The 11,538-nt window shown below is 67.1% G+C and carries 7 protein-coding genes and 3 pseudogenes; 6 read left to right on the forward strand and 4 right to left on the reverse strand.

Annotated features, from left to right (window positions below; genetic code table 11):
• Nucleotides 1-147: 147 nt before the first annotated feature.
• Nucleotides 148-735: pseudogene (locus ACIRJP_RS40745) on the forward strand (transposase); the annotation flags it as partial.
• 37 nt (nt 736-772) lie between these two features.
• Here ACIRJP_RS40745 and ACIRJP_RS40750 read toward each other — a convergent pair.
• Nucleotides 773-2,338 (reverse strand): ISL3 family transposase, encoded by a 1,566-nt coding sequence (locus ACIRJP_RS40750; protein WP_404186026.1) that lies wholly within the window; start codon nt 2,336-2,338, stop codon nt 773-775.
• Between the two features lie 83 nt (nt 2,339-2,421).
• Between ACIRJP_RS40750 and ACIRJP_RS40755 the strand changes: the two are divergent.
• Nucleotides 2,422-3,132 (forward strand): annotated as a pseudogene (locus ACIRJP_RS40755) (IS256 family transposase); the annotation flags it as partial.
• Nucleotides 3,133-3,316: 184 nt separating this feature from the next.
• On the opposite strand, the gene ACIRJP_RS40760 reads toward ACIRJP_RS40755, so the two are convergent.
• Nucleotides 3,317-4,015 (reverse strand): TetR/AcrR family transcriptional regulator, encoded by a 699-nt coding sequence (locus ACIRJP_RS40760; RefSeq protein WP_404186028.1) that lies wholly within the window; start codon nt 4,013-4,015, stop codon nt 3,317-3,319.
• A gap of 136 nt (nt 4,016-4,151) precedes the next feature.
• Between ACIRJP_RS40760 and ACIRJP_RS40765 the strand changes: the two genes are divergently transcribed.
• The 4 genes from ACIRJP_RS40765 (at nt 4,152) to ACIRJP_RS40780 (ending at nt 9,402) form a co-directional block, all read left to right on the forward strand.
• Nucleotides 4,152-5,720 (forward strand): MFS transporter, encoded by a 1,569-nt coding sequence (locus ACIRJP_RS40765; protein ID WP_404186030.1) that lies wholly within the window; start codon nt 4,152-4,154, stop codon nt 5,718-5,720.
• 58 nt (nt 5,721-5,778) lie between these two features.
• Entirely contained in the window at nt 5,779-6,504 is a 726-nt protein-coding gene (locus tag ACIRJP_RS40770) for a DUF6204 family protein (RefSeq protein ID WP_404186032.1), read from the forward strand.
• 2 nt (nt 6,505-6,506) lie between these two features.
• Nucleotides 6,507-7,394 (forward strand): alpha/beta fold hydrolase, encoded by an 888-nt coding sequence (locus ACIRJP_RS40775; protein WP_404186034.1) that lies wholly within the window; start codon nt 6,507-6,509, stop codon nt 7,392-7,394.
• Between the two features lie 469 nt (nt 7,395-7,863).
• Nucleotides 7,864-9,402: an AMP-binding protein gene (locus ACIRJP_RS40780; RefSeq protein ID WP_404186036.1), complete on the forward strand. Its 1,539-nt coding sequence runs from the start codon at nt 7,864-7,866 to the stop codon at nt 9,400-9,402.
• Nucleotides 9,403-9,449: 47 nt separating this feature from the next.
• Here the strand turns inward: ACIRJP_RS40780 and ACIRJP_RS40785 are convergent.
• Both ACIRJP_RS40785 and ACIRJP_RS40790 read right to left on the reverse strand, forming a co-directional pair.
• Nucleotides 9,450-9,599 (reverse strand): annotated as a pseudogene (locus ACIRJP_RS40785) (IS110 family transposase); the annotation flags it as partial.
• A 78-nt stretch (nt 9,600-9,677) separates the two neighbouring features.
• A complete protein-coding gene (locus ACIRJP_RS40790; RefSeq protein WP_404186038.1) occupies nt 9,678-11,321 on the reverse strand; it encodes an IS4 family transposase in 1,644 nt (547 codons plus the stop codon).
• Nucleotides 11,322-11,538 lie beyond the last annotated feature (217 nt).

Here is an 11,538-nt window from a genome sequence, read left to right on the forward strand (position 1 = left end):
GAACGGGCAGTGGACAAGGGACACGGCAACAACAGCTACGCAGCGATCATCGAACAGCTCCGCCACCCCACGCCGTAACCGACAGCCACCAACTGCTCCGGGACTGTAAAACGTTCGGTGTAACTCCCGATCATGGAAGATGCATCGATGACCAGCGACGTGACCGAGGTCGAGACTGTCGAGCCGTCTGAGGCGGTGCCGTCGAAGTCTGTGGATGACCGGCTGATTGACGAGCTGGTGGGCCGGGCTCAGGCCGAGGGCTTGCAGCTGACCGGCGAGGGCGGGCTGCTCCAGCAGCTGACCAAGCGGCTGCTGGAGTCGGCTCTCGAGGGCGAGATCACTGACCACCTCGGCTATGACAAGCACGGTCCTGCCGGGAAGAACGGAGGGAACTCCCGCAACGGCACCCGTGGCAAGACCGTGCTCACAGACGTCGGCCCGGTGAAGATATCCGTGCCCCGTGACCGCGACGGATCTTTCGAGCCGAGGATCGTCAAGAAGCGGCAGAAGCGTCTGTCCGGCGTGGACGAGATGGTGATCTCGCTCGCGGCGAAGGGCCTGACGACCGGCGAGGTCCAGGCCCACCTGGCCGAGGTCTACGGCGCCGACGTGTCCCGCCAGACGATCTCCACGATCACCGACAAGGTCCTCGAGGGCATGGCCGAATGGCAGAACCGGCCCCTCGATGCCGTCTACCCGGTGGTCTTCATTGACGCCATCCACGTGAAGGTCCGGGTTCTGTCGACGATCTTGTGATCCAGGTGGCCCGGGCTCATCGTGCGAGCAGGACGCGTTTGCGAAGGAGGTCGAGGCTGGCCCGGCCGAACATCTGGCGCTTCAGCATCTTCAGCCGGTTGATGTTGCCTTCGACGGCGCCAGAACTGTAGGGCAGAGTCAGGCCGTTGCGGACGGCGTCGAAGTCGCGGCGGAGGTTGCGGGCGAAGCCCGCGAGTGGGGCGAGGGAGTCTCGTTCGACCTCGGTGATCCAGTCCTCGAGGCGGTCGCCGTGGCGTGCGGTCATCATGACGGCGAACTTCCTGACGTGAAGAGTGAGCCGGTTCAGCTCGGGATCGCGTTCACGCAGCCGGTGAAGCTTGCCGGCGACCTCGTCCCGCAGGTGGTCGGGGTGAGTCATGATCCATGAGGTGACCTCGCGGACCGACGGAGGCTTCGGCCCCGGATCGGGTGCGTGTCCGCGCCCGGTGCGGTACTGCCGCAGATGACGTTGGACGGCCAACTCGCCTCCAGGGTAGCCCTGTTCCTGAATTTCGCGGTAAAGCTGGGTGGCGTTTCTGACGCCATCGTTCCAGCGCCGGTGCAGGTAGCCGACATACGGGTCGACGACGTGCGCCCGCTGCAGGCTTTTGGCGACGACGTCGTCCGCGGAGGGGGCGTTAATCAGTTTGCGGACGGTGGCCTGGTGCAGTCCGAGTTTCCGGCCGATCCCCGCCTTCGACATCCCCTGCTGCCACAACTCGTGGGCGGCAGCATGTTGTTCACGGAGCCGAGTCACGATTTTCAGCTCTGTCGGCAGCCGGACTACCTGCGGTTCGTCGGGGGTGTCTGCGGGTTGTGGAGGCGGTTCGGCCAGACGAGAGCGATGAACGTTCACTGTCTTCTCGACCGCCTGGCCGAGATTGGCCCACAGATGATAGCGATCAGCGACCTGCTCGGCCTGCGGCGCTCCGATGCGTGCGCCCTCCGCGTAACCGCTGGACCGGTCCCGGCAGATCACCTTTACCTCGGGGTGGTCGCGGAGCCATGCGGCGAGGTCTTCGCCCTCGCGCCCCTCGTAGAGATGCAGTGGACGGTGGGTGGCCATGTCGATCAGCACCGTGCCGTAGTGACGGCCCTTGCGGAAGGCGAAGTCGTCAACGCCGAGGACCTCCACCTCGCCGACCTCCGGTTCGGGCAGGGCTCTGACCAGCCGCAGCAGCGTGTCCTTGCCCACGGTGATGCCGACTGCGGAGGCCAGACGGGCTCCTGCCCGGCCGGCCAGGGCCAGTCCGATCCGCGTCAGCACCCCGCGCAATTGCGGGGTCTGCCGACTGTGCGGGGTCGTCAGTCCCACGATCTGTTCGGCGAACGTCACTGCCGTGCAGGCAGCGTTCTCGCAGCGGAACCGGCGTATGTGTAACTCGATCACCACGCCGAGCCCGCCCACGGCGACGTCACGCAGCTTGCGTACGTACCGGCCGTGCACCCGAGCGGAGCTTTGACCGCACCGACAGGACCCGCTCGCCGCCCGCACCCGCGTCCTCAACACCACCTTGTCCGGCCGTCGCTCGACCTCCTCGATGAGCAACGCGGACAGGTAAGGAAACAGCTCCAAGAGCACATCACGAGAGCACGCGATGCATGATTGCGAACGGTCGGCACGAACCGCTCAACCGTCCGGATCACAAGATCATCGACGGAACCAAGGTCCGCGACGGGGCGGTTGCCAACCGGCCCACTTACGTGGCCCTTGCGGTCACGACCGAGGGGCGGCGGGACATCCTCGGGCTGTGGGCCGGCGACGGTGGCGAGGGCGCCAAGCACTGGATGCATATCCTCACCGAGATCAAGAACCGCGGTGTGAACGACGTTCTCATGCTGGTCTGCGACGGGCTCAAGGGCCTGCCCGACGCGGTCGAGGCCGTCTGGCCCCGCACGACCGTCCAGACCTGCGTGGTCCACCTGCTGAGGAACTCCTTCCGCTATGCCGCCCGCCAGGACTGGGACAAGATCGCCCGCGTCCTCAAGCCCGTCTACACCGCGGCGACCGAGGAGGCCGCCCTGGAGCGCTTCGCCGAGTTCGCCGACGCCTGGGGCCGGAAGTATCCAGCGATTGTGCGGCTCTGGGAGAACGCGTGGGAGGAGTTCACCCCGTTCCTCCGCTTCGACACCGAGATCCGCCGCATCGTCTGCACCACCAACGCGATCGAGTCCGTCAACGCCAGGATTCGCCGGGCGGTCAAGGCCCGCGGCCACTTCCCCAACGAGCAGGCCGCGTTGAAGTGCGTCTACATGGCGATCATGTCGCTCGACCCCACCGGCAAGGGCCAGGCCCGCTGGACCATGCGCTGGAAGACCGCGCTGAACGCCTTCGACATCACCTTCGACGGCCGGCTTTCCGCAGCACGTCAGTAACTCCAACAACCTGAGTTACACCGTTCGTTTGACAGACCCACCCGGCGGTGGCATGTCGAGCGAACTCATGCTTGGCAGAACGCTCGTCACCGACTGGCGCGTTGCGGGGATGCGGCTCGGCATCGATGCCCCCTTTGGGAACGTGCGGTCGGGTGCCGGGCGAGCTTCCCCGCCGTCAGAGTCGTCAGTGCCGGTCCTGTGGCAGTAGGGCCGCCAGGCCGTCCAGGATGCGCTCGACGCAGAACTCGAAGCGGGCGTCGAAGTTCGGCTCGGTAAGGTCCCTGGCCAATTCGACCAGGTTGGGGAAGACGCCGACAGGCAGGGCGCGGAAGCGGTCCCGGACCTCGGTGACAACGTCCAGGCGGCTGGCGCCGTCCGAGTGCGCGGCCGACATCGGCGACTGCTCCTGCAGCACGAAGCCCTGGACGAAGGAGCTGAGCAGGTAGGAGGCCAGGGCGGCGTGCTCATCGGAGAATCCGGCTGCGCGCAGCCGGTCCAGCTGGTCCTCGAGCAGCTGGAACTGGTGCGGACCCGGGGCGAAGCGGCCAGCGATGATCTTGACGGCATCGCGGTTGTCGTTCAGCAGCCGACGGTAGCGCCAGCAGTAGCCGCTCAGCTGGGCCCGCCAGTCGCCCTCGCGGGGCGGCGGCTCGGCCGAGGCCATGATGGCGTCGCTGAGCAGGTCGAGCAATTCCTCCTTGTTGCGGACGTGCCAGTACAGCGAGGCCGCCTTGACGCCGACCTCGGCGGCAACCTTGCGCATCGACAGCCCGGCAAGGCCGTCCCGTTCCAGTACGCGTAGTGCCGCCTGGGCGAGGGCTTCCTTGGTCACGGCGGGTGTTTCGGCATTGTTCGCCGGTGCGGTGGTGTCGTTCTCCGGCATGGCTGTGTGGACGCCTCCCAGCGGTGTCGTGGGGGATACCGGGAATCCCATTTGCAATCTAACACTGTTCGGTGCACTCTGTGACTGCCGAACCCGCCCCTAACGTCGTTAGGGGCCTCGACTCGGGAGGAAATCCATGGAGGAGTTGAGTGCACGCCGCAAGCGGCTCGCGTTGCTCACGCTCTGCGTCACCATGTTCATGTCCATGCTGGACAATGTCATCGTCAACAACGCCCTGCCCCGCATCGGGCAGGACTTGGACGCAGGGATCAGTGACCTGCAGTGGGTCGTCGAGGGTTACAGTCTGGTCTACGCCGCCCTCGTGCTGACTGGTGGCGCGCTCGGCGACCGCTACGGACGCACCCGGGTGTTCCGGCTCGGCCTCGGCCTGTTCACGGTCGGCTCCGCGGTGGCCGCCCTGGCCGGGTCGATCGGCGTGCTGGTCGGCGCCCGGATGCTCCAGGGCGTCGGGGCCGCGCTGCTCACCCCCGGCAGCCTCACCCTGCTGCGGCACGTCTTCACCGACGAGCGCGAGCGCGCCAAGGCGATCGGCACCTGGTCCGGGGTCTCCGCGCTCGGTCTGTCGGTCGGCCCGGTGGTCGGCGGCCCGATGGTCGAACACCTCGGCTGGGCCAGTGTGTTCTGGATCAACGTGCCGATCGGTGTGGCCGGACTGCTGCTGGCCGCCCGCGTCCTGCCGGACATCGCCGCGCGACCGCGCCGGATCGACCTGGCCGGCCTCGCGCTGTCCGCCGCCGGCCTGGCCCTGCTGGTCTACGCGCTGATCGAGGGCCCCTCCCGGGGCTGGACCGACACCTGGGTGCTGGGCTGCGGAGCCGCGGCCGCTGTGCTGCTGGTCGCCTTCCTGCTGCTCGAACTGCGTCTCGCCGAGCCGATGCTGGAGCTGAGGCTGTTCTGTGACGGCCCGCTCGTCGGCGCGATGCTCAGCGGGTTCATGGTCAGTTTCGGGATGTTCGGCGCATCGTTCTTCCTACCGCTGATGATGCAGGGCGTGCTCGGCTGGTCCCCGGCCGCGGCGGGCTACGCGGGGCTGCCGATGACCGCGATGCTGGTGATCGCCGCACCACTGGCCGGCCGGCTGACCGCCGTGTACGGTCCGCGGCTGCCGCTGGTGCTCGGCCTGGCACTGTGCGCGGTGGGCCTCGGGGGCCTGTCGCTGTACGGCGACAACGCCCACTACGTGGCCTACGTGTGGACGCTGTTCGCGATGGGCCTGGGGATGGGCATGACCTTCACTCCGGTGTCGATCGGAGTGATGCAGCGGGTCTCCCCGGCGCAGATGGGGATGGCCTCGGCAACCATCAACACCCTGCGCGAGCTCGGTGGCGTACTCGGGATCGCCGTGCTCGGCGCCGTCCTGACCAACCGGATGAGCGACTCGCTGACCTCCGCTCTGCGCGGCCTCGGTGTCCCGCCGGAGGCTCTCGGCTCGATCGCGGACGCCCCGGCGGGCGCGTCCTACGGGTCCGCCGGTACGGTGCCCGCGCTGCCCGGGCCGGTCCAGGCGGCGGTGGACGGCGCCTTCCTCGACGGCATACACGTCGCCGTGCTAAGCGGCGCGGGCGCGCTCGCCGCCACCGCCGTCCTGGTCGCCGTGCTGCTCGGCCGCGCCCGGCCGCTCGCCCCGGCCGGCTCCTCCGGCCAGCCGCAGCCGAAGGAACTGACCGAGGCCCGCTCCGCCTGAGCCTGACACAGTCGGAGATCTTGATGGCTACCGTCAGCTTCGACTCGGTCGCCGACTGATGTTCCTCGGCGAGGCGATGGCCACGGCCGGCTCCGGTGGCTTCGCACTCACGCACCTGGCCGGCGACAGCATCAGGAGATCGCCTCGATGGCAACTGCCCTGGGTCTGCTGGGAGTGGGTTGGGATTCACGATGCCACCGTTCTTCAACGGCCAAGGGCAGTGACCGAGACGCTCCGCCGGACACACGGGATGGTGGTTGTCGGCCACCGCGAACGGACGCAGGCCGTATCACACACCCGGAGATCAGCGCACAGCGCAGGCGTCCGCGCCGTTCACTTCCATCCCGCAACCAGGCAGCAGAACGAACAATGCAGCCACACAGCAACTCACCGAGGTATGGCATACATGACGGTAAGAACATACAGAGCTCAGGTGACAGGCCGGTTCGACGAGCTCGAACAGCCGCTCCGCACACGACTGCTCGACGACCAGCACGAACATGACCTGCAGTTCGCGGCCTTCACCGAGGGCGGAACCTTCACGTATACACCGACCCTGACCAGATTCACGTTCCGCTGTCGCATCGAAGCCGACGCGGACACCGCTGTCGAGGCCGACGACCTCGCCGCAGTAGCGGCCGAAGTCATGGCAATCGACTATCTGACATCCGAGAAGATCCCGTTCAAGCATCTGAGAACCACCACGACCTGCTTGGACGACGTAAAGATCAAACGCCCCCATCCGCAGGGGCGCCGCGACCAACGCCACGTTCACGAGGACTGACCATGCCCATCGCCGACGTCCCTTCCGGGGCTTCCATCGCCTACGACACCTTCGGCGAGGCTGCCGATCCGCCCGTCCTGCTGGTCATGGGCTTCGGAGCCCAGATGATCTCCTGGCACGAGGATTTCTGTCACATGCTCGCCGCGCGAGGGCGCTACGTGATCCGCTACGACAACCGCGACAGCGGCCTGTCCACCAAGTTCGACGCCCATGCGGTCGACATGACGCGGTTCATCGAGGCAGTGAGCGCCGGCGAAATCCCCGCTGCTCAAGCGATGATCCCCTACACGCTGCAGGACATGGCCGACGACGGCCTGGGCCTGCTCACCGCCATGGGGATAACTCGCGCCCACATTTTCGGTTCGTCGATGGGCGGGATGATCGCTCAGACCATGGCGATCACCCACCCTGAGCGGTGCCTCACCCTGACCTCGATGATGTCCTCCACCGGCGAGTCCGAATACGGACAACCCAGTCCCGCAGCCCAGCAGGTGCTGTTCAGCCCCAAGCCCGCAGACCGTGCCGGATACATCAACGCATCCGAGAAAGAAGCCATCTGGGCGTCCCTGCGTTACACCGATATCGACGGCATCCGAGAACTCGCCGCCCGTAGCTACGACCGCGCGTACTACCCAGCGGGCACAGGCCGTCAGCTCGGAGCGATGATCCTCGGAGGATCGCGCGCCGAAGCACTGACCTCCCTCACCGTCCCGACCCTCGTGATCCACGGCCTCGACGACACCCTCATCGACCCGAGCGGAGGGAAGCGAACAGCCGAACTCGTGCCCGGCGCGGAACTGATCCTGCTCGCCGACATGGGCCACGACCGACCACGAGAACTCTGGCCCGCAATCATCGACGCCGTGGCTGCTCACACAACGCGCACGTGAGCAAGACATGCTCAGCGAAGCAGCACGCCGCGAGACCGGAGATAGTGCGCTCGGTCTGTAGTGCCCAACGATTGCCGACGTAGGGCGACGCCCTCCGCTGCTCGGTCCCTGATCCTCACCCGGCCCGCATCCGCCTCTTCCACGGCAACGCCAAGAACCGGGTGGCGATCGGGGTACCGCGCTTCGGCTCCAACGCCCGCCGTGCAGCCCGATGCGGGGCCAAGGATCCTCGCCGCCCCGAGAGGGGCCGACTCAACCACACCGTCCCACCGGCGGTAGCGGACTTCCAAGGTCACCACGCCGCGGTGGCAACAGCGATGGCGAACAACCGCCCGGCCGCCGTCACCGGCAGCAACGAAGAGACGGGGCGGGTGTGGGACCTGGCCACCGGCCAACCCGTCGGTTAACAACCAAATCCATGCCGCGGCGGCTCGCTGGACCGCGTGTCGCCCGCCAGGAGGAATCGAGCATGTCAACAGCCACCCAGACCTTCCGCACATACGTCGAGGAGAACCTCGCCGCGTTAGCGAGCGACTCTGGGCGCGAAATCCTTTTGCACCAGGAGCGCCGGGTCACCGCAGGTGAGTTCCGCGATCTCGTCTACCGGATGGCACGGGCGCTGCGCGCCCAGGGCATCGACCGCGCAGACACCGTCACGCTGCTGTGCGGCAATCTGCCGGAGACGGTCGCGGCGCGCTACGCGGCCAACCTGATCGGCTGCCGGGTCAATCACCTTTACAACAAGCTCTCGGCCCAGTCCCAGGCCGCCATAGTCCGCGATGTCGAGACCCGTGCCCTGATCGTCGATCCCCGCTGCCTGCAACGGGCCATGGAGATAGCCGAGTCGACCCCGGTTCCGACCGTTCTCGTGCTCGGCCCCACGAAGGTGGGAACGGACCTGCTGGAGCTGGCGGCCGAGCACTCCCCCAAGCCGCTGCAGAGCCGGGCTCGGCCGCACGATGTGTGCACCATCCGCCACACGGGCGGCACCACCGGCCACCCCAAGGGCATCTGCACCACTTATGAGCAGGTGCGACCGTTCACGGCCGACCCCGCGGAGGAGCCGCCCCGACTGCTGGTGTCCACCACCCTCGCCCACACCGCCGGAATGATCACTGACGCCGTTCTCCGAGCCGGCGGCCGCGTCGTCCTGCTCGACGAGTTCGACCCCGCTGACGTTCTCCGCGCCATCGAAAAACAGCGCATCAGTCACCTCTTCCTCCTACCGCCCCTGCTCTACCAGCTGATGGACCACCCGGATTCGGACGTCCGTGACACCTCCACGCTGCGCAGCATCGCGTACGGGGGCTGCCCGTCCTCGCCCGCCCGCATAGCCGACGCCATACGACGCTTCGGCCCTGTACTGCTCCAGTTCTACGGCCAGAACGAGGCGGGTGGAATCAGCGCACTCACGCCCGAGGACCACGATCCGCAGCGACCGGACCGGCTGCGCTCGGCGGGAAAGGTGCTGCCCGGGGTCGAGGTGGCGATCCGTGACGAGGCCGGGCGTGACCTGCCAACGGGCGAACACGGCGAGATCTGCGTTCGCTCCGCCACACTCATGAAGGAGTACTGGAAGCAGCCCGAGCTGACCGCCGAGGTGCTTCGGCACGGCTGGCTGCATACCGGCGACATCGGATTCCTCGACACCGAAGGCTACTTGACGGTCGTCGACCGGCTCAAGGACATGATCGTTGTGGTCGGCGGCCATGTGTACACCACCGAGCTGGAGAACACCCTCAACTCCCACCCGCACGTCCTGCAAAGCGCCGTCTTCGGTGTCCGTGACGCCGATCGCATGGAGCGAGTGCACGCCGCCGTCGTCCCGGTTCCCGGCAGCGGAATCGACGAACAGCAGCTGCGTAACCTGGTCCGCGACCAGCGTGGCGCGATGTACGAACCGGCCGCCATCAACTTCCTCCACGTGCTGCCCCTGACCGATGTCGGCAAGCCGGACAAAAAGCAGCTGCGGCAGCGGGCCGAACATGAACTCGGAGCGTCCTACTGATTCCCAATGTGGTTGTCAAGGTCAGTTGATGACTCGTTGTGAGGGTGTCAGCCCAGTGGGACGGGGCTGGGTGGCGCGGTGATCTGAAAGGTTCGGCCGTCACGTATCAGGGCCCAGAGAACGTTCAGGCGGCGGCGCGCGAGGGCGATGACGGCCTGCTTGTGAGTCTTGCCTTCGGCTCGCTTGCGTTCGTAGAACGACTTGGAGACAGGGCAGCAGCGGGCGGCGACCATGGGGGCCTTGACCCAAGGCCGGGTAGTTAACGTTTTCGCAGGTCAAGCAAGGGGCGTTGGTGACCATGTCGTGGCGGCGTAGAGCCCGGGGCCGAGCTTGTGGATGAGGCCGGTCTCGGCCCATCTGGAGAGCTGTCGATACATGGTTTCCATGGTGATGTCGCCGAAGTGGGAGGCGATGTCGCGGGGGCGCCAGAGGCGGGTGGGGTCTTCTTCGAGCAGCGCCAGGATCCGGTGGCGGCGGCGATCGGCGGGGGCGGTGTGCCGGTCGTCGCGCGAGACGGCGGGGAGCTGGGGGTGCGTTTCGCAGGGCTCGAGGACGCTGATGTCGAGACCGGTGATGGTGCGGCTGGTATCGGGCCTGCCGTCGTCGTGGCGGGTGCTGTAGCGGGACATCGGTGACTTGACCTTGCGGGTGCTGACCCGCTGCCGCCGGGGTGGGAGGAGACGGGTCAGGATCCGGTCCACGATCAGTCCGGCGCGATGGACGGCCGCGGGGTCGGTGGGGAGGACGCCGGTGGCCTGGACGACCTGATCACGGGCGGTCTGGACGGCGACGGTGAAGCAACAGCGGTCCGGGTCGGTGCCGGGCTGAGACTCGGCGGCCTCGACCATCACAATCCGCAGGGCCTGGTAGAGCGTGAGCAGAGCCCACATTTCCTGCTCGACACCGGCCGGGTCGCCCGAGCGCAGGACGCGCCCGTCCATGATGGTGTGGCGGAGCGCGTAGTACGCCGATTCGTGCTCCCACCGCTGGTGGTAGAGGCCGGCCAGCGTGGCCGCCGGGTAACGCCGGGCGTCGGTCAGGGTGGTGACCAGGCGGTAGGAACCGGTGAAGACGGTGCCGTCCGCGCAGGTCACCGTGATGTTCGCGTCGATGACACGTACTTTCTCGGTGCCGATCACCGACAGGTACGAACCGTCGGCCAGACGTGTCAGGACCGGGGCACGACGGTTGGCGCGGAGCCGGCCCAGTACCTGGGCGTCGGTCGCCCTCACGGCGGCGAGAAAGCCATTGCCGTCGAAACCCTTGTCCCATAGGACCAGCATGTCCGGCCGCAGCAGATGCAACAGCCGTGAGGCGTAACCGGTCTCGCCGCCGGCGGGCGGTCCGAACACCGCGCCGATAAGCGCCCTGGTCCCCGTCTCGACCAGCGTCATCAACTCCATTGTCGGATAGCCGTGATGAGACGTCCGCCCCAGCCAGACCCTGTTCCGCTCGGAGTCGGCGACCTTCTGCGAACTGCAGCCGTCGAACGACACCGTCCGAAACGGACCGAACCGCACCCCCGGCGTCATCGGCTGGGCCAGTGGCCCGGCGAGTACCTCGAACAGCGCCCTGACCGGCGCGTATCCCAGCCGGCGGCGCAGATCACGCAGAGCCTTCGGCGTCGGACAGACCACCGGCATCCCGGCCAGGCCAGCGGTCAGCTTGTCCCAGACCAGCCGGTAGCCGACCTCGGGGAACAGACACATCGCCAGCAGGAAGTAGACCCCCACCCGCGACGGGAGATCCCGCAGCCGCCGCTGCACCGACCGCGTCTCCGACAAGACCGCGTCGACCAGCTCGAACGGCACAACGGCTGTCAGCTCCCCCAGATGACCAGGCGCGAACCGGCCCGCGGCCACCGTGACCGTACGGGTGATGGCCACCACCCGGGCCGACAGGACATGATGAAACGGCAACGGAGCTCCTCGGATACAAGATGTCTTGGACGACTGCCTGTACCAACGAGCTCCGTCGCTCCACGTAAAATATTTTTTCAACGGGCTTGTGTGACCTGCGAAAACGTTAACTACCCGGCCTTGGGCCTTGACCCCGAATCCTGGACACGAGTTATGCGGCTGGTGCCAGCGTAGTTGGTGTGTGTTGGAGGGCGTTCTCGAAGGCGATCGGTGATCG

This window comes from Streptomyces sp. NPDC102437 (assembly GCF_044765565.1).
Taxonomy (GTDB): domain Bacteria; phylum Actinomycetota; class Actinomycetes; order Streptomycetales; family Streptomycetaceae; genus Streptomyces.